Annotated in this window: 19 protein-coding genes; 2 read left to right on the top strand and 17 right to left on the bottom strand. The window is 67.5% G+C overall.

Annotated elements, in window-relative coordinates:
* Positions 1-7 precede the first annotated feature (7 nt).
* The 6 genes from miaB to N2K95_RS05645 form a co-directional block, all read right to left on the bottom strand.
* Positions 8-1,528 (bottom strand): tRNA (N6-isopentenyl adenosine(37)-C2)-methylthiotransferase MiaB, encoded by a 1,521-nt coding sequence (gene miaB, locus N2K95_RS05670; protein ID WP_407080121.1) that lies wholly within the window; start codon positions 1,526-1,528, stop codon positions 8-10.
* A 55-nt stretch (positions 1,529-1,583) separates the two neighbouring features.
* Complete coding sequence (locus N2K95_RS05665; RefSeq protein WP_260653281.1) at positions 1,584-2,378, bottom strand: aggregation-promoting factor C-terminal-like domain-containing protein; 795 nt, start codon at positions 2,376-2,378, stop codon at positions 1,584-1,586.
* Positions 2,379-2,467: 89 nt separating this feature from the next.
* Entirely contained in the window at positions 2,468-3,802 is a 1,335-nt protein-coding gene (locus N2K95_RS05660) for an aggregation-promoting factor C-terminal-like domain-containing protein (protein WP_260653280.1), read from the bottom strand.
* A 108-nt stretch (positions 3,803-3,910) separates the two neighbouring features.
* On the bottom strand, positions 3,911-4,810 hold the full coding sequence (locus N2K95_RS16265) for a regulatory protein RecX (RefSeq protein WP_313771186.1): 900 nt from the start codon (positions 4,808-4,810) through the stop codon (positions 3,911-3,913).
* Positions 4,811-4,929: 119 nt separating this feature from the next.
* Positions 4,930-5,982, bottom strand: coding sequence for a recombinase RecA (recA, locus tag N2K95_RS05650; RefSeq protein ID WP_227924507.1), 1,053 nt, complete (start codon positions 5,980-5,982; stop codon positions 4,930-4,932).
* 234 nt (positions 5,983-6,216) lie between these two features.
* Positions 6,217-6,441 (bottom strand): DUF3046 domain-containing protein, encoded by a 225-nt coding sequence (locus N2K95_RS05645; protein ID WP_260653279.1) that lies wholly within the window; start codon positions 6,439-6,441, stop codon positions 6,217-6,219.
* 103 nt (positions 6,442-6,544) lie between these two features.
* Here N2K95_RS05645 and N2K95_RS05640 point away from each other — a divergent pair, with 103 nt between their 5' ends.
* Positions 6,545-7,174 (top strand): MarR family winged helix-turn-helix transcriptional regulator, encoded by a 630-nt coding sequence (locus N2K95_RS05640; protein WP_260653278.1) that lies wholly within the window; start codon positions 6,545-6,547, stop codon positions 7,172-7,174.
* 168 nt (positions 7,175-7,342) lie between these two features.
* Here N2K95_RS05640 and N2K95_RS05635 read toward each other — a convergent pair whose 3' ends face one another.
* From N2K95_RS05635 to dapA, 6 genes are all read right to left on the bottom strand, one after another.
* Complete coding sequence (locus N2K95_RS05635) at positions 7,343-7,768, bottom strand: helix-turn-helix domain-containing protein (RefSeq protein WP_304659435.1); 426 nt, start codon at positions 7,766-7,768, stop codon at positions 7,343-7,345.
* A gap of 153 nt (positions 7,769-7,921) precedes the next feature.
* Positions 7,922-8,410 (bottom strand): CinA family protein, encoded by a 489-nt coding sequence (locus tag N2K95_RS05630; RefSeq protein WP_260653277.1) that lies wholly within the window; start codon positions 8,408-8,410, stop codon positions 7,922-7,924.
* A complete protein-coding gene (locus N2K95_RS05625; protein ID WP_260653741.1) occupies positions 8,407-8,925 on the bottom strand; it encodes a CDP-alcohol phosphatidyltransferase family protein in 519 nt (172 codons plus the stop codon). The genes N2K95_RS05630 and N2K95_RS05625 overlap by 4 nt, the downstream gene beginning before the upstream one ends.
* A gap of 92 nt (positions 8,926-9,017) precedes the next feature.
* Positions 9,018-11,909 carry an FtsK/SpoIIIE family DNA translocase gene (locus N2K95_RS05620; protein WP_260653276.1) on the bottom strand — a complete coding sequence of 964 codons (2,892 nt, stop codon included), beginning with the start codon at positions 11,907-11,909 and terminating at the stop codon, positions 9,018-9,020.
* A 96-nt stretch (positions 11,910-12,005) separates the two neighbouring features.
* Complete coding sequence (locus tag N2K95_RS05615; protein WP_255793463.1) at positions 12,006-13,697, bottom strand: ribonuclease J; 1,692 nt, start codon at positions 13,695-13,697, stop codon at positions 12,006-12,008.
* A gap of 6 nt (positions 13,698-13,703) precedes the next feature.
* Complete coding sequence (dapA, locus tag N2K95_RS05610; RefSeq protein WP_260653275.1) at positions 13,704-14,621, bottom strand: 4-hydroxy-tetrahydrodipicolinate synthase; 918 nt, start codon at positions 14,619-14,621, stop codon at positions 13,704-13,706.
* 129 nt (positions 14,622-14,750) lie between these two features.
* Between dapA and N2K95_RS05605 the strand changes: the two genes are divergently transcribed.
* A complete protein-coding gene (locus N2K95_RS05605) occupies positions 14,751-15,938 on the top strand; it encodes a DUF1624 domain-containing protein (protein ID WP_260653274.1) in 1,188 nt (395 codons plus the stop codon).
* Here N2K95_RS05605 and N2K95_RS05600 read toward each other — a convergent pair.
* From N2K95_RS05600 to moaC, 5 genes are read right to left on the bottom strand one after another with little or no spacing between them, the layout of a single operon-like run.
* The gene (locus tag N2K95_RS05600) at positions 15,935-16,429 is read right to left on the bottom strand and encodes a hypothetical protein (RefSeq protein WP_260653273.1); all 495 of its coding nucleotides are present in this window, start codon (positions 16,427-16,429) and stop codon (positions 15,935-15,937) included. The two genes, N2K95_RS05605 and N2K95_RS05600, sit on opposite strands and share 4 nt — an antisense overlap.
* Before the next feature lie 8 nt (positions 16,430-16,437).
* Positions 16,438-17,196: a 4-hydroxy-tetrahydrodipicolinate reductase gene (dapB, locus tag N2K95_RS05595; protein ID WP_260653272.1), complete on the bottom strand. Its 759-nt coding sequence runs from the start codon at positions 17,194-17,196 to the stop codon at positions 16,438-16,440.
* Positions 17,197-17,213: 17 nt separating this feature from the next.
* Entirely contained in the window at positions 17,214-17,651 is a 438-nt protein-coding gene (locus N2K95_RS05590; protein ID WP_260653271.1) for a molybdenum cofactor biosynthesis protein MoaE, read from the bottom strand.
* The gene (locus tag N2K95_RS05585) at positions 17,641-18,141 is read right to left on the bottom strand and encodes a MogA/MoaB family molybdenum cofactor biosynthesis protein (RefSeq protein WP_407080139.1); all 501 of its coding nucleotides are present in this window, start codon (positions 18,139-18,141) and stop codon (positions 17,641-17,643) included. The genes N2K95_RS05590 and N2K95_RS05585 overlap by 11 nt, the downstream gene beginning before the upstream one ends.
* Complete coding sequence (gene moaC, locus N2K95_RS05580; protein ID WP_260653740.1) at positions 18,129-18,554, bottom strand: cyclic pyranopterin monophosphate synthase MoaC; 426 nt, start codon at positions 18,552-18,554, stop codon at positions 18,129-18,131. The genes N2K95_RS05585 and moaC overlap by 13 nt, the downstream gene beginning before the upstream one ends.
* Positions 18,555-18,661 lie beyond the last annotated feature (107 nt).

Genomic DNA, 18,661 nt, shown 5'->3' with positions numbered 1-18,661 from the left:
GCAGCGGTCAGGAACGCGGCGGCAGCGCGGGCATACCCAGGGACACGCCGGTACGGGCACCCGCGGGTCCGGCGGGCACACCACAGGATTCGGCCTGCGACCGGTCCCAGGCCTCGCCGGCGCGGGAACGGCGCAGGGAGTAATCCGCCGGACCGGCCGGATCTGAAATCAGGTGGAAGGCGGCGGCGGCCGTGACCGGCACGGTCACGAGGTCGCCCGGACGGGGTACGGGAGCGCCGTCGGGCACCGAGAAGTGCACCAGCCGCTGGTCCCGTGCACGCCCGGAGAGACGCCCGGTTTCCCCGGACTTCCGGCCCGAGGCCGCGGTGACCATCACTTCGACGGTGGTGCCGACCTGCTTGGCGTTTTCTTCCGCGGCGATGCGGTCCTGCAGCGCGGTGAGGCGTTCGTAGCGTTCCTGCACCACGGCCTTGGGCAGCTGGTCCGCGAGCTCCGCGGCCGGAGTGCCGGGCCGCTTCGAGTACTGGAACGTAAAGGCGGTCGCGAAACGGGCCCGCTCGACGACGTCGAGGGTGGCGGCGAAGTCTTCCTCGGTCTCCCCCGGGAAGCCGACGATGATGTCGGTGGAGATGGCTGCGTGCGGCATCCGTTCCCTCACCCGGTCCAGGATGCCCAGGAACTTCTTCGAGCGGTAGGAGCGGCGCATGTCCTTGAGGACCTTGTCCGAACCGGACTGCAGCGGCATGTGCAGCTGGGGCATCACGTTGGGTGTTTCGGCCATGGCTTCGGTGACGTCGTCGGTGAAGGCGGCGGGGTGCGGGCTGGTGAACCGGACCCGTTCCAGGCCCTCGATGTCGCCGCAGGCGCGCAGTAGCTTCGCGAACGCGCCGCGGTCACCGAATTCCACGCCGTAGGAGTTCACGTTCTGGCCCAGCAGGGTTACTTCGATGGCACCGTCTTCCACCAGTGCCCGGATTTCCGCCAGGATCTCCCCCGGGCGCCGGTCGCGTTCCTTGCCGCGCAGCGAGGGAACGATGCAGAAGGTGCAGGTGTTGTTGCAGCCCACGGAGATGGAAACCCAGCCGGAGTACACCGAGTCGCGTTTGGTGGGCAGGGTCGAGGGGAAGACGTCGAGGGATTCGAGGATCTCCAGCTCGGCCTTCGCATTGTGCCGTGCCCGTTCCAGCAGGGCCGGCAGGGAGCCGATGTTGTGGGTGCCGAAGACGGCGTCCACCCAGGGCGCCTTGCGGAGGATGGTGTCACGGTCCTTCTGCGCCAGGCAGCCGCCCACGGCGATCTGCATGCCGGGGCGTTTTTCCTTCACCGGGGCCAGCAGTCCGAGGTTGCCGTAGAGCTTGTTATCGGCGTTTTCCCGGACCGCGCACGTATTGAACACCACCAGGTCCGGCTGCCCGCCGTCCGACGGCGTGTAGCCGGCGCCTTCCAGCAGCCCGGAAATACGCTCGGAATCATGCACGTTCATCTGGCAGCCGAAGGTGCGGACCTCGTAGGTGCGGGGCTGGGCGGCAGCGGCGGAGGGGGCAGGAGAGGAAGCAGTCAAACTCACACTCTTAGGGTACGTCCATCCGCCGGGCCCGCCGGTATGCCCCGCGGCGGTCTTTTTAGTACCAGTTATTGGCGTAGTGGAAATTGAGTGCAGTGCAGGGGCTGCCGTAGCGGGAGGCGATGTAGTCCAGGCCCCAGTTGATCTGCGTCGAATAGCTGACCTTCCAGTCGTCCCCGGCAACCGCCATCTTCTCGGCAGGCAGCGACTGCGCAATTCCGTACGCGCCGCTGTCGGGATTGACGGCGCTGGTCAGCCATTCCGATTCCTTGGTCCAGAGCTTGTCCAGACAGGTGAGCTGGGCTGCTTCCCAACCGCGGGCGGGCAGGGCCGCAGCGGCGTAGGCCTTGGCCGCAGCCGGGTCGTCCACGGGAACTGCTGCCCGGGCCGCAGCTTCCTCCGCGGCCTGCTGCGCGGCAGCCTCAGCCTCAGCCTGCTTCCGGGCGGCAGCAGCAGCGGCCACGTCAGCGGCTGCGGCGGCTGCATCGGCACCCTTCGCCGCTGCCTCGGCGGCTGTCCCGGTATCCTTCGCTGCTGCCTGCACCTCGGACTCCTCCGTCCCGGGCTCTGCCAGCGGCTCCGCCGCCGCGTCGATATCCGGCCCGTCCGCCGATGAAACTGCCGGGTCTGCAGCGGAGTCATATCCGGCAAGGAGTGGATCGGCAAGGTTCACCAGCTGGATGCCGGCAGTGGCACGCAGGTTGGCTCCGGCAGTGCCCAGCGACGCTCCGCATACTCCCGCCGCGGCAAGCGAACCGAGAGCTGTTGCGGCGCCCAGGCGAAGCCGCCGGCTGCGTCGCCGGGCTCGTCGGATGCGGGTTAGGTCGCGTCGGGAGAAGTTAGGTGAGCTCACAAGCGCAGAACGATATCCGAGTTCGGGAAAAGTCTCAAAACGGTAACGGCTCTACTGACGCGGTCCGGATCGCGGAATTTCCGTGCGTTCTAGTACCAGTTGTTCCGCTGCCAGAAGCCGTAGGCGTCACAGGGCGTCCCGTAGCGGGATCTGACGTAGTCCAGCCCCCAGTTGATCTGGGTCCGGTAATTGGTCTGCCAGTCGGAACCGTGGCTGGACATGTTGCTTCCCGGAAGGGACTGCGGAATGCCGTACGCGTCGCTGTAGGGGTTGTCTGCGCTGGTCAGCCAGCCGGATTCGTGGTTCCAGAGGACCACCAGGCAGCGGAACTCGTTGGCATCCCAGCCGTAGGCCCCCATGCGTCCCGAGGCGTAGTTCTGTGCGCCGGCGGGATCATCGACCGGCCGGGCCGGTGCCGGCGAGATCGGCGGAACCGGAGCAGGTGCGGGGGCCGGAGCGGGTGCCGGGGCCGGGGCCGGTGCCGGTGCCGGTGCCGGTGCTGGAACAGGTGCCGGAGCCGGGGGTGCCGCTTGCGGCGGTTCGGTTCCGGTCGATGGTGCGTTTCCGGCGGGCGAACCCGCCGGCTGCTGACCTGCCGGTACGGGCTCTTCTGCAGCCGCCCGTTCCGCTGCGGCCTGCTGGTCCTTGAACGCCTTTTCGGCGGCTATTCCACGCAGCCGGGCTTCCTCCGCCGCGGCGGTGCTGCCGTGCAGATCCGCCAGTTGTGCGAGCAGGACGGATTTCCGAGCCTCTTCGTCCTGTATAGCCTTGTCTGCCGCAGCAGCTGAGGCTCTGCCCTCCTGCAGGGCCTCCTCCGCCTCAGCCGCCAGTTCGGCATGCGCGTCCCTGGCTTCCTGTTCCTGGTCACCGAATCCCGCAGCCACTTTTTCCGAAGCCACGGCCTCGGCATACAGGGTGCCGGCCCGAGACGAGACCCTGTCCATGAGGTCCGCGCCGTGGAGCGCATCCGCCGAGGCCTCCGTATCCAGGAGCACCAGCGTCATGGCTGCACCGCCGGACTTATACGTCTGTGCTGCGAGCCCGGCGACCTGGCGCTTCAGCTCCGTCGAGTGCTCCGCAGCCTCTTCCCGCTGGGCGGCAAGTGATGCAAGCTCTTTGTCGCTGGCGGCAAGAGCATCGCTGGCCGCGTTGTAGCGGTTCGCGGCCTCCACTGCGGCGTCACCCAAGGTTCCGGCTTCCTCGCGCAGATCCGAGATCAGCCCCTCCAGCTTGTCTGCTTCAGCCGCCTTGGCCGTTTCAGAGGACTTGGCCTGCTGGATGTCCTCCCAGGAAGGGTAGGGATCGGCCGCCGAGCCCGGCGCCGCCGTGAGTACGGCTGAAGCAAGTACACCGGTGAGGACGAGAGCAGACAGCGAAGCCGATCGGAGACGCAGCGGAGAGAATCGACCTGCTGGATGCATCATGGGCCCCGCCAACCTCATCTTTAACATAGTTGGCACAGCATACGATAGGGCGCGTCGAATTGACACCATGGCAAAAGGGCAGCGCATGCCGCCGGTTACGGCGGCTGGCTAGACCGAATCGCTCCGGGTGTCCCGCACTTCGCTGATCACTTCGGCCGCCACCCGAAAGCCCAGTGACGGCGAATAGCCCTTCCGGGCGAGCATCCCCACCAGCCTGCGGGTTTGTTTGTCCCGGACGCTGCGGTCGGATAGGTCGGCAGATGCCTGGAGCTTTTTCCGGGCCAGGGAGCGGGCGGCTTCCAGCTCGTCGTCGGCGCTCAGCTGCTCCAGGGCCTCGTCGGCGAGGTCAGGCGCAATACCCTTTTCCGTCAGCTCCCGGCGAAGGGCTCCGCGGGCCAGTGACTTGCTCTGCGACCGGCTGCGGACCCACAGCCGGGCAAACTCGGCATCATCCACGAGCTGTACTTCCTCGAAACGGTCAAGGACCGCAGCCGCGGCGTCGGGCGGAATCTCCCGCTCCGCAAGCTTGGTTTCGAGCTGTCGGCGGCTCTTGGGAGACGCTGTGAGCTGACGCAGGACGATAGCCTTCGCCTCCGCATAGGCTTCCTCGGGCGACAGCGGCTCAGGCTCCTGGTCCGGGCTCTGCGGATCCGGCTCTTCCCGGTCCGAACCCTGCCGGCCCCACTGCCTGCCGGGTTTTTTTCCGCCCCGTTTCCGGCCGGACGTCTCCTCGCCTACGGCCGCTTCCGCCCACGGCTCGTCGGCGGGCGCTTCCTCGCCGAACCCGTCCTCTTTGAAGGCGTCGGGTGTCTTGGCGGCCGTCCTCCTGCGGCGGGACGGCCTGGCGGCACCGGTGCCGTCCCCTGCCTCTCCCGCGGCGGCGCGTTCCTTGCGGGCGCTGCGCGCATCCGTCCCCGAGTCGGCGGCTTCAGCGTCCGCTGTTCCCGCGGCGATATCGGCGAGCCGGCGTTTCAGCTCGGCGAGGGTCTCTTGCTGGGAGGTATCCATACGTATCCGCTCCAGGGCGTTGTGTTCCGGGGTGCCTGTCCCCGTACCGGTGTGCCGGGAGGGCTGTCACGGAAACGCCTCCCGGGCTGCGGTCAGCCGCGGCCCGGGAGGCGGAGTGCCTAGGAGTCCTTTCCGACTGCCTTCAGCTTGGGTGCTGCCGGCTCTTCAGCGGCAGGAACACCGATTCCGAGCTTTTCGCGGATACGGCGTTCCAGCTCGTCCGCAAGATCGGGATTGTCCTTCAGGAAGTTACGGGAGTTCTCCTTGCCCTGGCCCAGCTGGTCACCGTCATAGGTGAACCAGGCACCGGACTTCTTGACCAGGCCGTGTTCCACGCCCATGTCAATCAGTCCGCCCTCGCGTGAAATGCCGACGCCGTACATGATGTCGAACTCGGCCTGCTTGAAGGGCGGAGCCATCTTGTTCTTGACGATCTTGGCACGCGTGCGGTTACCAACCGGGTTGGTGCCTTCCTTCAGCGTCTCAATGCGGCGGACGTCGATGCGGACCGAAGCGTAGAACTTCAGTGCCTTGCCGCCGGTGGTGGTCTCCGGGCTGCCGAAGAAGACGCCGATCTTTTCACGCAGCTGGTTGATGAAGATGGCGGTGGTGTTCGTGTGGCTCAGGCGTCCGGCGATCTTTCGCAGGGCCTGGCTCATCAGGCGGGCCTGCAGGCCGACGTGGCTGTCGCCCATGTCGCCTTCGATTTCGGCACGCGGAACAAGTGCGGCAACGGAGTCAATGACGACGACGTCGACCGACCCGGATCCGATCAGCATGTCCATGATTTCCAGGGCCTGCTCACCGGTGTCCGGCTGTGAAACCAGCAGGGAGTCCGTATCCACGCCGAGCTTGGCCGCGTAGATGGGATCCAGGGCGTGCTCGGCGTCGATGAACGCAGCGATGCCGCCGTTCTTCTGCGCATTGGCGACGACGTGGAGCGCCAGGGTGGTCTTACCGGAGGATTCCGGTCCGTAGATCTCCACCACGCGTCCGCGCGGCAGGCCGCCGATGCCCAGCGCCACATCCAACGCGACGGAGCTGGTGGAAATGGTCTCGGCGGGGGCGCGTACTTCATCACCCAGGCGCATGATCGAGCCCTTGCCGTATTGCTTGTCAATCTGGGCCAGCGCTGCCTCTAGGGCTTTTGCGCGGTCGGCTGGAGCAGCCATTCTTCACCTCGTGTTGTGGTTGTGGGCGGCCCGTAGGCCGGTCGTCATTTCTTATCTACGACCCTATCCGGCGGCACTGACAAAACGGCTGACCGGAACGCATAACTAGTTGTCTTGTGGATATCCCCGGGCCGCATCGGCTAGGACCGGCCCCTGTGTAGGAGCATATCTTTATCCGAACAAATATTCGAACAGTGAACCCCGGCGTGTCCGTTCGTCCGGGTCCGCCGGACCCTAGTCAGCCTTGGGCTTGACGTCCCGGCCCAGCCGGCGTTCCGCGGGGACATCCTGGATGTCGCACACCGCCAGCCAGACGGATTTTGGCTCCACGCCCTTGTCCAGGGCCTGCGAAGCGGTGACGCCGCCGAGCTGGCCAAGGACCAGATCCGCAGCCAGGACCCGCGAATAGGCCGCACCGAACTCATCATCCATAAGCCGCCAGAAATCACTGATACGCACCAAATAATCCTCTCACGCAAGCAACCGGGCGGCGAACCGGGCGGCGGAACGAAAAACCGGCGTCCCCCGATGCCGGGGCAGCACCGCGAACCTACAATGGAGGATGACCGAGACATCCGGTCCCGCCGGCGTCCCCGCGGGCGGCACTTCCCCAGACCCTGCTCCGTCCGCCGCCCCTGACGGGGCCGCCCCCGACGGCGCCGCCCCCGCCGGCGGCGCGCCCCCGATGCCGACACCGGCGCCGCCCCCGGATAAGGACACGGCCATCGAAGACCTGGAACAGGAACTCAGCGTGCTGTGGCGCCGGGCCCGGGCCAGCTCCCACCGGATCGCCCGGGAGGTCCACCCCGATATGGAACCCTCCGCATACGGCCTGATGGTTCTGCTCCATCAGCAGGGTGCAATGCGCCTGACGGACCTCGCCGCAGCGGTAGGCGTGGGCAAGCCCTCGCTGAGCCGGCAGATCGGGATGCTGCAGGCACTGGGGCTGGTGGAAAAGCACACGGACCCGGTGGACGGACGTGCACAGCCGATCAATCTCACGGCAGTAGGCACCGCCCGTCTGGAGGGCACCGCCGCCGCACGCAAGGAACGCTCCCGGCAGACCTGGGCAGGCTGGGAACCGGAAGAGCTGCAGACACTGGTCGGGCTGCTGCACAAACTCAATGCCTCCGTCCGGCCGGCCGGGGAAGTGGAAGAGCTACCCGGTTCCGAGGAAACCCGGCCGGACTGAGGGCGACCGGCCGGGACTGAGCCGGGCAGAACAAACCCCCGCAGGCACCGCGCCTGCGGGGGTTTCCTCTGTTCACCCTGATATTGCAGGATCAGGGGTATGTCTATGGGGCAACGCTGTCACTGGCCGATTCCGTTCGGCACCGCGACCGCGCTGCTATGTGCGGTTCTAGGATGTGCGGGCCAGGTCCCGTGCCAGGTCTTCGGGGAATTCGCGGGCGAACTCCCGGGAAAACTCCGTCGGTACGGTATCTGGAATGGCAACGCCTTCAGCGTTTGCCACCCGGTCGCTGACCTCTCGAAGCATCAGGGACAGGGGCACATCGAGGGCCGTGCAGATTGACGACAGAAGTTCCGAAGAGGCTTCCTTCTGTCCGCGCTCAACCTCGCTGAGGTAGCCGAGAGAAACACGGGCGCTGTGCGACACCTCGCGCAGGGTCCGGCCCTGGCGCTGGCGCACGTCGCGGAGAACATCACCAATCTCGTGACGAAGAACTACCATCTTGCGCTCCTTAGGCTCCCGGTGTGCGTCTTCCGCCAACCCTACATCCCGCCAGCGGATCACGCCGTTCACGGATACGGGTTGCTTAACCATGTGTATCGTCCTGCTCCCTGTGAGTACGGACTGCGGCGGTGCCGCAGACTGTCCAAAGATCGTAATAAAGGAACCTTGGCGGTTCCTGATGATAACAACTGACACCCTGCAGGTTTTGTTCCCGCCGCGCGGCGATCCTGTTCGGCTGCTGCGCTAACGGACTTTCAACGCGGCCGCCAGCATGGAGAGTGCTTCACTGCACGCCGCCGACCGGATGGCCGTGCGGTCGCCCGTAAACCGGAACTCCCGGGAGGAGGTCCCTTCGGCGGTAGCGATCCCCACGAACACAGTCCCCACCGGTTTGCCGTCGTGGGCCTGCGGCCCGGCGGCGCCGGTTGTGGACACCCCGACGTCGGCGCCAAGCACACGCCGCGCGCCGGCTGCCATCTGCTCGGCAACCCTCCCGTCGACGGATCCGGCTTCGGCCAGGAGCTCCGCCGGGACCCCGAGGACGGAAAGCTTGACTCCATTTTGGTACGCAACCACTCCCCCCTGCAAAACCGACGACGCGCCCGGGACGGACCCGAGTTCGGCGCAGAGCATGCCGGCGGTGAGCGACTCGGCGGTGGCTACGGTCTGCCCCGCCCGGCGGGCAGCGGCAAGGACCTCTTCAGCGAGGACGGCAGCCGGCGCAGAGCTCATGCACGCTTGCCGACGCGGCGCAGCTTCACGGCCTGCAGGACGTAGTCGACGCCGGTGACGACGGTGATCACGAGCGCAGCGGCCATAAAGACGGCGCCGATCCACCAGGCCCAGGCACCCAGCCAGGCGGTCAGCGGAAGCAGGAACACGAAGATGGCAAAGGTCTGGACCACGGTCTTGAGCTTGCCGCCGCGCGAGGCGGCCATAACGCCGTACCGGATCACCACGAAGCGCATCAGGGTGATGCCGAGTTCACGGACGAGGATCACGATGGTGACCCACCACCACAGCTCGCCCAGCAGCGACAGCATCACCAGGGCAGACCCGATGAGCAGCTTGTCCGCGATCGGATCGGCGATCTTGCCGAAGTCGGTAATCAGCCCCCGGCTGCGGGCAATATCGCCGTCGAGCTTGTCGGTATAGATGGCGACGGCGAATGTGGCCACGGCGAGCCAGCGGAACAAACCGTCACGGCCGTCGTCGGACGCAAGGAACCAGACAAAGAGCGGAACCATCAGGATCCGCGCCACGGTCAGGGCATTGGCGATATTGAGGGTAGGAACCCGCTCGGTAGGAGAATTGCTCACGCCTTCAGCGTAGCGAAGATTCACCGGCCCGTGAGATTCCACGCGTCTTCGGATCCGTCGGGATCCTCCGCGTCATCGTGGTAATCCTCCACCTGGGGACGGCTGTCCAGATCCGCGGCCACCAGGTCCACCGGTCCGGTGGGGTCGAAGCCGTGGTTGGCATTCGCGTTGTCCGCCAGCGCGGCGGCCCCGGCGCCTCCTGACGGAGCCGGGGCGTCGCCTCCGCTGATGGCAGCGAGGGTGGCAGCCAGGTCATCCGGCTTCACGAGCACGTCGCGCGCCTTGGACCCTTCGGAGGGTCCCACCACGCCGCGGGATTCCAGCAGGTCCATGAGCCGGCCGGCCTTCGCGAAGCCCACGCGCAGCTTGCGCTGGAGCATGGAGGTGGACCCGAACTGCGTGGTCACCACCAGTTCGGTTGCCTGGAGCAGGACATCGAGGTCGTCTCCGATGTCGTCGTCGATCTGCTTCTTCGGTGCTGTGACCGCAACGTCTTCGCGGTAGACGGCCTGCAGCTGGCCCTTCACATGCTCCACGACCCGGTGGATCTCGGACTCAGTAACCCAGGCCCCCTGCACACGGATGGGTTTGTTGGATCCCATCGGCAGGAACAGGGCATCGCCCTGGCCCAGGAGCTTCTCGGCACCGGGCTGGTCCAGGACCACGCGGGAGTCGGTTACCGAGGAGGTGGCGAAGGCCATGCGGGAGGGAACGTTGGCCTTGATCAGGCCGGTGACCACGTCCACGGAGGGCCGCTGGGTGGCCAGCACCAGGTGGATGCCGGCGGCGCGGGCCAGCTGCGTGATGCGCACGATGGAGTCTTCGACGTCCCGCGGGGCGACCATCATCAGGTCGGCGAGCTCGTCCACGATCACGAGCAGGTACGGGTAGGCCCGGATGACCCGCTTGGAGCCGGCCGGGGGCACCACCTTGCCGTTGCGGACGGCCTTGTTGAAGTCGTCGATGTGCTTGAAGCCGAAGTTTGCGAGGTCGTCGTAGCGGGTGTCCATTTCGCGGACCACCCACTGCAGTGCCTCCGCGGCCTTCTTCGGGTTGGTGATGATTGGGGTGATCAGGTGCGGAACGCCTTCATACGCGGTCAGTTCCACGCGCTTGGGGTCCACCATCACCATGCGCACCTCGTCCGGTGTGGAGCGCATCAGGATGGAGGTGATCATCGAGTTCACGAAGGAGGACTTGCCCGCGCCGGTGGCGCCGGCCACCAGCAGGTGGGGCATCTTGGCCAGGTTGGCCACGACGAAGCCGCCCTCGACGTCCTTGCCGACGCCCATCACCATGGGGTGCTCGGTCTTCCGTGCGGAGTTGGACCGCAGGACGTCGCCCAGGGCCACAACTTCCTTGTCCGCGTTCGGGATCTCGATGCCGATGGCGGACTTGCCCGGGATGGGCGACAGGATGCGTACGTCGGAGCTGGCCACGGCGTAGGCAATGTTCTTGGACAGCGCCGTGACGCGTTCCACCTTGGTGCCTTCGCCGAGTTCGATCTCGTAGCGGGTGACCGTCGGTCCGCGGGAGAACCCGGTGACCTTGGCGTCCACGTTGAACTGCTCGAGCGTGTGCGTCAGGGCGGCGACGACGGCGTCGTTGGCTTCGGAGCGCTCCTTTGCCGGCGGTCCCGGGGGCAGGAAGTCCGACGGCGGCAGCGTATAGGTGATGTCGCCGGAGAGCTGCAGCTGCTCGGTGCGCTGCGGGATGGGAGTGGCCGGGGGTACCGGCTGGACCGGCCGGGACGGCACGGGGGCAACCGGCGGCACCGCGGCCAGGTTCAGGACCTCGGTGGCGCCGGGGACCGTGCTGATGGCCTCGGTGGGCGGCTCGGCGGAGTCCGTGCCGCCGTCGACCGGCAGGCCCTGGTTGCGGCGGATCTTCTGCGTGGCCAGTTCGGACTGCGTGGGGCGCCGGACTCCCGGAGGTACGGCCGGCGCAGCCGCGGCAGCGGCGGCTGCCTCATCTTCCTCGTCCTGCAGCAGGGCGCGTTCGAAGGCTTCGTCGCCGGCAAAGCCCTCCTGCGCGGCGGCTGCCTCGGCTTCCTTCTCGCGGCGGCTCTTGCGCGGCTTCCGGACCTTTTCCGGCTTCGGTGCGCCGTAGAGGTAGCTCTGGTCGTGCGCTTCGGGATCGTCGGGGGCGAGGTCCTGGCCCATCAGGTGTTCGTACATCGCGCGAAGGCGCAGCGGAATGTGGCGGAACGGCGTGGCGGTGGTGATCAGGACACTCACGAACACCAGGAAGGACAGGAGAGCCAGGACCGGCCAGGTGGTGAGTGCTGCGGACAGCGGACCTGCAACCAGGAAGCCGACAATGCCGCCGGAGGCCCAGAGCCGGTCGAAGCCGTCCGACAACGCCGGTGACCCACCGGCAATGTGGGTGATCCCGGCGCCGGCAAACAGCATGATTACCAGGCCGATGCTGATCCTGCTGTTGGCCCGGTGGCGCTCCGGGTAGCGGAACAGGCGGACGGCGCCGGTGGTGAGCATGAAGGGCAGGACCACCGCCATCCAGCCGAAGGTGCCTGCCGCGCCGGCATGGATAACGTCGGCAACGGGACCGCGCAGGGCCCACCACTCCACGGTGGCAACCGCGAGGGCGAGGAGGATCAGGAAGAAACCGGTGCCGTCACGGCGGACTTCCCGCTCCGGGGAAACGTCGGTGCCGAGCTTGCGGACGCCGGCTCCCGCGAGGCGGGAAATACCCATCCAGGCGCTCTCCACCGCGCGCAGCGGCAGGGGCAGCTGGTCCGGGGGCGCCTGCTGCGACACGGAGGTTCCCCGGCCTCCGGATCCGCCGCGCGCGCCGGACTTGCCTGATGTCTTGCTGGAGCTGCCGCCGGAGTTCCGGGCCGGAGTCCGGCCGGAGGCACCGCTGCGTGCGGCAGGGGAAGTACGAGTCGCCATACGAGCCACGCTACCCGATGCGTCCCCCGATCCCCCGGATTTACGCGGCGGGGACCGCCCCGGGGACTACTTTTCCGGCCCCTACCACGGCCGGACCTAGGCCTCGACCACCACCGGAACGATCATGGGACGGCGCCTCAGCCGCCGGTTGACCCAGGTGCCCACCACCCGGCGGACCACCTGCTGCAGCTGGTACGTGGTGTGGTCGGAGTTGGAGCGGACCGCTTCTTCCAGTGCCGCACTGATCTTGGGGATGATCTCGTCAAACACCGCATCCCCTTCGGCGAAGCCGCGCGCATGGATCTCGGGACCGGAGACAATGGTGCCGGTGCTGCGGTTCACCACGGAAATGATGGAAATGAAGCCTTCTTCGCTCAGGATCCGCCGGTCCTTCAGGTCGGTGTCGGTAATCGCGCCGACGCTGGAGCCGTCCACGTAGACGAATCCGCACTCCACTTCCCCGACTATGCGGGCCTTGCCGTCGCGCAGGTCCACCACCGTGCCGTCGTCGGCCAGGATGATGTTCTGCTCCGGGACGCCGGTGGCGGCCGCCAGGCGGCCGTTGGCGATGAGGTGCCGGGTCTCGCCGTGCACCGGCATGGCGTTTTTCGGCCGCAGGATGTTGTAGCAGTACAGCAGTTCCCCGGCCGCCGCGTGGCCGGAGACGTGGATTTTCGCGTTGCCCTTGTGGACGACGTCGGCGCCCAGGCGCAGCAGCCCGTTGATCACGCGGAACACGGCGTTTTCGTTGCCCGGGATCAGGGACGAGGCGAGGATGACTGTGTCTCCCTTGCCGACGCGGATGCGGTGGTCGCCGTTGGCCATCCGGGACAGGGCTGCCATGGGCTCGCCCTGGGATCCGGTGGACATCAGCACCACCTTGTTGTCCGGCAGCTCGTCGACGTTCTTCAGGTCCACGAGGATGCCTTCGGGCACGTGCAGGTAGCCGAGCTTCTCGGCGATGGCCATGTTGCGCACCATGGACCGGCCGACAAAGCAGACGAAGCGGTTGTGCGCGGCGGCGGCGTCGAGGACCTGCTGCACCCGGTGGATGTGCGAGGAGAACGAAGCGACGATGATGCGCTTGTCCACCTTGCCGAACAGTTCCTGCAGCACCGGGCCGATTTCGCGTTCCGCGGTGGTGAAGCCCGGGACGTCGGCGTTGGTGGAGTCGGCCATAAACAGGTCAACGCCTTCTTCGCCCAGCCGGGCGAAGGCGCGCAGGTCCGTGATCCGGCCGTCCAGGGGCAGCTGGTCCATCTTGAAGTCGCCGGTGTGCAGCACCGTGCCGGCGGCGGTCCGGATGAACACGGCCAGCGCGTCGGGGATGGAGTGGTTGACGGCCACGAATTCGCATTCGAACGGGCCGAGCTGTTCAATCTGCCCCTCGGTGACGGTCAGGGAGAACGGCTTGATGCGGTGTTCCTGCAGCTTTGCCTCCACCAGTGCCAGCGTCAGCTGCGAGCCGATCAGCGGGATGTCGTTCTTGAGCCGCAGCAGGTAGGGCACGGCACCGATGTGGTCCTCGTGGCCATGGGTGAGTACCACGCCGACGACGTCGTCCAGGCGGTCCTCGATGTAGGAGAAGTCCGGCAGGATGAGGTCGACGCCCGGCTGGGTCTCCTCGGGGAAGAGGACGCCGCAGTCCACGACCAGCAGCTTGCCGTCGATCTCGAAGACGGCCATGTTGCGGCCGATTTCCCCCAGCCCGCCGAGGGCGACGATGCGGAGCGTTCCTTCTTCCAGCGGCGGAGGGGTCAACAAGCCGGTTCCGGCAGTTTCGCTCATGGTTGCTTAGGCCTCGGTCCGGGAGAAGTCCATGCCGGCTTCGGCCAGGTCGGTCAGGATGGTTTCCATCTCGACGGCGTCCGGAGCCACCAGCGGCAGGCGGACGGCGGCGGAGGGAAGAACCTTCTGCATGGCCAGGATCTGCTTCGCCGACACGGCGCCGGGGATGTGGGTCATCACGGCGCGGATCACCGGGTCCAGTTCGAAGTGGATGCGGCGGGCGGTGGCGAAGTCCCCGGCCGCGGCGGCGTCGACCAGGGCACGGAACTGTGCGGTGGCAACGTGGGCGGAGACGCTGACGACGCCGACGGCGCCCGCGGCCATCCATGGCAGGGTCAGTCCGTCGTCGCCGGCGTAGACATCCAGCGTGGTGTTGGCGAGCACCCGCGTGATCGCAGCGAAGTCTCCCTTTGCGTCCTTCAGCGCCAGGATCCGGGGGTTCTCGGCCAGGCGGAAGATGGTGGAGGTGCTCAGGGCAATGCCGGCGCGGCCGGGGATGTCGTAGAGCATGACGGGCAGGTCAGTGGCTGCGGTGACGGCATCGTAGTGCGCGATCACGCCTGCCTGCGTGGGCTTGTTGTAATACGGGGTAACCACAAGCTGGGCGTCGGCACCGGCACGCTCTGCCCGGCGGGCCATCTCCACGGAGTGGGAGGTGTGATTGGTGCCGGTTCCGGCGATCACCTTTGCCCGGCCACCCACCGTCTCGGCCACTACGCGGAACAGGTCTTCCTTCTCGCTGTCCTCCAGGGTGGAGGTCTCACCCGTGGTGCCGGAAACCACCAGGCCGTCGCAGCCATCTTCGACGAGCTTGTTCGCGAGGTAGGCAGTGGCATCGAAGTCCACTTCACCGTCCTCGGTGAACGGGGTCACCATGGCGGTGACGAGGGTGCCGAAGGGAAGCGTGCGGTTGTCTGATTCCATGGGTAAAACGTTACCCGTTACGGGAGGCAATGGGACAACCTGCTGCGGGGAACGGAGCGCTGGGCGGGGTACGTCCGCGGTCCCGGACGGGGAGGTTCGGCCCCGGCAGGCTGTGAGACGATGCTGTGCATGATCCAACGCCGCCTGACCGGCATCGACGCTGCCCGCGGGATTGCCCTTCTGGGCATGATCGCCACGCATGCGCTGCCGCTCTACCACCAGGAAACCGGCGAACCCACCCTCACCGGACTGGTGTTCTCCGGCCGCTCCTCGGCGTTGTTCGCGGTGGTCGCCGGCGTTGGACTGGCGCTGCTGACCGGCGGCAGTGAACCCCGCGAAGCCCGGGCCCTGGGCGGGGACCGGCGGGGAATTGCCGTCCGCGCGCTCATCATTGCCCTGGTGGGCCTGGTGCTGGGCGGCCTGGAAACCAACATCGCCGTCATCCTGTTCCATTACGCCGTACTGTTCCTGCTGGCACTGCCGTTCCTGGGTATGCCGCTGCGCCGTCTGGCCGTCTGGGCGGGGAGCTGGCTGCTGCTTTCCCCCGTGCTTGCCTACCTGCTGCGCGGCTGGCTGGTCGAAACCCTGGCGCCGTCGGAAATCAGCGGAAACATCACCTGGGAAGCGTTCGGCACACCAGCCGTCCTGGCGGCGGACCTCTTCGTCACCGGGTTCTACCCTGTGCTGCAGTGGCTGAGCTACATCCTGCTGGGCCTGGTGATCGGGCGGCTGGCGCTGACGAGCCTGCCGGTCCAGGCGGGGCTGCTTGTCGCCGGAGTCTTTGCCGCGGTGTCCGCCAAGTTCATCTCTTCCTATCTGCTGGGCGAGCTGGGCGGACTGGACGCCCTCACCGCCACCGAATCCGGGCAGCGGTGGCCGCTGGCGCGGATGATGGAGGTCAACCTCAGCTCGGTGGAGCAGACCGGGTCCTGGTGGTGGCTGGCATTGGCCGGGCCGCATTCCAACACCAGCCTGGACATGCTGCACACGGCAGGCACTGCTGCCGCCGTCCTCGGGGTGTGCCTGCTGCTGACGCGTGCCCGGCCGCTCCTGCTGCTGCCGCTGTCCGCGGCCGGTGCCATGACGCTGACCCTCTACAGCCTGCATGTGTGGGTCATGACGATGGTGGACCTGCAGAGCCCGCCGCTGGAACCGCTGCCGGTGTACTGGATCCAGGTGACGTTTTTCGTGGTGCTGGCCATCCTGTTCCAGCGCATCGAGGCCCGGGGTCCGCTGGAATTGGTCACCTCCGGCGCCTCGCGGCTGGCCCGCGGCAAAGCCGGACGCGGCGTGGCCCCCGCCGGGCAGAAACGCTAGGCGTCGGGCCGGCTCCCCGGACGGCTGCTCCCGGCAAAGAGCCTGCCGGCCTGCCGCATGGTCCGCCGCGCCCGGGTACGGTCCCCCGCGGCGTCGTAGGCGCAGGACAGCCGGAACCAGCTGCGCCAGTCCTCCGGCTCGGCCTCGGTTTCCGCTTTGTACCGGGGGAACTGGGCGTCCGCGGCTTCGCGCACAATCCGTCCGGCGGGGGTCCGCGGCAGGTCATCAACCGGCAGCCGGCCTTCCGCGGCCAGGATGCGGCCCATCTGCTCGGTCCGGGCGCCGAACATCAGTTCGCGGATGAGCGCCCAGGCGCCCACCACGGGCAGCACGAGATAGGCCGCACCCATTAGTTTCGCCGACAGCTCGGGGGAGGTCAGCAGCACCCAGCCGCGCTGGGCGGAGACCGCGAGATAGAAGAACAGCAGCAGCGTCACCAGGGCTACGCCGAGCTTGGCGCGGTTGGCGAATAGGCCCGCGAAGAAAGACAACGTGTTCCTTAGTCGTTCAGGTTGAGGTAGCCGTCGAGTCCGACGGTCAGTCCGGGGTGGCCGGCGACCTGCCGCAGGCCCAGCAGGACGCCGGGCATGAACGAGGCGCGGTCGAAGGAATCATGCCGGATGGTCAGCTGCTCGCCGGGTCCGCCCAGGAGCACTTCCTGGTGGGCCACCAGGCCGCGCAGGCGGACCGAATGCACGTGCACTCCGTCCACCTCCGCGCCCCGGGCGCCGTCCAGCGCCGTGGCGGTGGCGTCCGGCGACGCTGCGACGCCGGCCTCCGCACGGGCGGCCGCAATCAGCTGTGCGGTCCGCACGGCGGTCCCGGAGGGGGCGTCCACCTTGTCCGGGTGGTGGAGTTCGATCAGTTCCACCGATTCAAAGTAGCGGGCGGCCTTCGCAGCGAAAGCCGAGGCCAGCACGGAGCCGAGCGCGAAGTTCGGGGCAATGAGCACACCGGTGCCCGGGGAGGTTTCCAGCAGGTCCGCGAGCCGGCCCAGCCGTTCGGCGTCCCAGCCGGTGGTCCCCACGACGGCGTGCATTCCGTGTTCGACGGCGAAGCGTACGTTCGCCTCGGTGCTGTCCGGCACGGTCAGGTCCACCACGTACCGGGCTCCGGCGGAGACCAGGGTTTCCAGCGGATCGGTCCGGCCCAGTGCGGCCACCAGTTCCATGTCCTCGGCGGCCTCGACGGCGGCAACAGCCTCGGATCCCATCCGGCCTGCGGCACCGAGGACCGCTACGGCAAGTTTTTCGCTCATATGCTCCAGATTACCGGTCAGGGCCGGTCGCTGACGCCCACCCATTCGGTGCTGCCGTCCGTAAAGCCTTGCTCTTTCCAGATCGGTACGTTCGCCTTGACGGTGTCCACCAGGTCGGTGCAGGCTGCGAACGCGGTCCCCCGGTGCGCCGAGGCCACTGCGGCAACAAGGGCGGCGTCACCGATCTGAAGGTCTCCGGTGCGGTGGGCAACCCAGATCCGGATGCCGTCGTATTTGGCGGCAATCCCGGCGGCCACTTCGCTGAGCACGGCCGCGGCCGTGGGGTGCGCGCTGTAGCCGAGGGCGGTGACGGACTTGCCGTCGTCGTGGTTGCGTACAATGCCGCTGAAAAGCACCACGGCGCCGCAGTCCGGCGACCAGGCGGCGCGTTCGGCCTCGGTGCTGCTCAGCGGTTCTGCCGAGACAGCGGCAAGGATGACTTCGCTAGTGTTCACGTTTTCCTTCCAGTTGGCCGCAGATGTGGCCGATGATCGGTTCCAGTACGGCAAGTCCGTCCGCGACGGCGCCCGGGGAACCGGGCAGGTTGACCACGAACGTCCGGCCCGCGGTGCCGGCGAACCCGCGGCTGATGGCGGCCATGGGCGTGGATGCCATGCCCTTGGCACGCAGGGCTTCCATGACTCCGGGCACCTGGCGGTCCAGGAGGGGTTCGGTGGACTCCGGCGTGACGTCGTCCGGACTCAGCCCGGTGCCTCCGCTGGTCAGCAGCACCGACGGTTCCAGGGCGAGGATGCGCTGCAGCGACGCGGCGACTTCCACGCCGTCGGGCACCACTTCGGCCAGCACAATGTCGTAGCCCAGGGCATACAGCCAGTCCGCAATGAGCGGCCCGCATTCGTCCTGGTAGGTGCCGGCAGCGGCACGGGTGGAGGCGATCAGGACCCCGGCCGTCCGGCGGGGCGTCTGAGCGCTCACAGCGTCCAGTCTCCGCTCTTGCCGCCGGATTTGGCGAGCACCATGATGTCCGTGATGCGGGCGTGCTTGTCCACGGCCTTGATCATGTCGTAGAGGGTCAGAGCGGCAACGGAAGCGGCGGTCAGCGCTTCCATTTCGACGCCGGTGAGTGCCTTGGTTTTCACCGTGGCCTCAATCAGGACGTCGCCCTCGCGGGGGGTGAAGTCCACGGTGACCTTCGTGATCGGCAGCGGATGGCACAGCGGGATGAGGTTGGAGGTCTGCTTCGCGGCCATGATTCCGGCGACCCTGGCCACGGCCAGCGCATCCCCCTTCGGCAGGCCGCCGTCGGCGATCAGGCGGACCACCTCGGCGGTGCTGCGCAGCACGGCGGAGGCGGTGGCCTGCCGCGTGGTTTCGGTCTTGGCGGAGACATCCACCATGTGCGCGGAGCCGTCCTCGCGGACGTGGGTCAGTCCGGCGGGGTGGAGGTCTTCGGGTTCGGCGCTCACGGGAGGGTCCTTTCAGGGCACGGCGTCCGGGCAGGACG

Origin of the sequence: Arthrobacter zhaoxinii (assembly GCF_025244925.1) — a bacterium.
Lineage (GTDB): Bacteria > Actinomycetota > Actinomycetes > Actinomycetales > Micrococcaceae > Arthrobacter_B > Arthrobacter_B zhaoxinii.
This window is presented reverse-complemented; position numbering and strand designations above follow the sequence as displayed.

Excerpts from the sequence above, each read along its gene's own strand:
- N2K95_RS05660 (WP_260653280.1), bottom strand. The coding sequence starts at position 3,802 with ATGATGCATCCAGCAGGTCGATTCTCTCCGCTGCGTCTCCGATCGGCT.
- N2K95_RS16265 (WP_313771186.1), bottom strand. The coding sequence starts at position 4,810 with ATGGATACCTCCCAGCAAGAGACCCTCGCCGAGCTGAAACGCCGGCTC.
- recA (WP_227924507.1), bottom strand. The coding sequence starts at position 5,982 with ATGGCTGCTCCAGCCGACCGCGCAAAAGCCCTAGAGGCAGCGCTGGCC.
- N2K95_RS05640 (WP_260653278.1), top strand. The coding sequence starts at position 6,545 with ATGACCGAGACATCCGGTCCCGCCGGCGTCCCCGCGGGCGGCACTTCC.
- N2K95_RS05635 (WP_304659435.1), bottom strand. The coding sequence starts at position 7,768 with ATGGTTAAGCAACCCGTATCCGTGAACGGCGTGATCCGCTGGCGGGAT.
- N2K95_RS05630 (WP_260653277.1), bottom strand. The coding sequence starts at position 8,410 with ATGAGCTCTGCGCCGGCTGCCGTCCTCGCTGAAGAGGTCCTTGCCGCT.
- N2K95_RS05625 (WP_260653741.1), bottom strand. The coding sequence starts at position 8,925 with ATGGTTCCGCTCTTTGTCTGGTTCCTTGCGTCCGACGACGGCCGTGAC.
- N2K95_RS05620 (WP_260653276.1), bottom strand. The coding sequence starts at position 11,909 with ATGGCGACTCGTACTTCCCCTGCCGCACGCAGCGGTGCCTCCGGCCGG.
- N2K95_RS05615 (WP_255793463.1), bottom strand. The coding sequence starts at position 13,697 with ATGAGCGAAACTGCCGGAACCGGCTTGTTGACCCCTCCGCCGCTGGAA.
- dapA (WP_260653275.1), bottom strand. The coding sequence starts at position 14,621 with ATGGAATCAGACAACCGCACGCTTCCCTTCGGCACCCTCGTCACCGCC.
- N2K95_RS05605 (WP_260653274.1), top strand. The coding sequence starts at position 14,751 with ATGATCCAACGCCGCCTGACCGGCATCGACGCTGCCCGCGGGATTGCC.
- dapB (WP_260653272.1), bottom strand. The coding sequence starts at position 17,196 with ATGAGCGAAAAACTTGCCGTAGCGGTCCTCGGTGCCGCAGGCCGGATG.
- moaC (WP_260653740.1), bottom strand. The coding sequence starts at position 18,554 with ATGGTGGATGTCTCCGCCAAGACCGAAACCACGCGGCAGGCCACCGCC.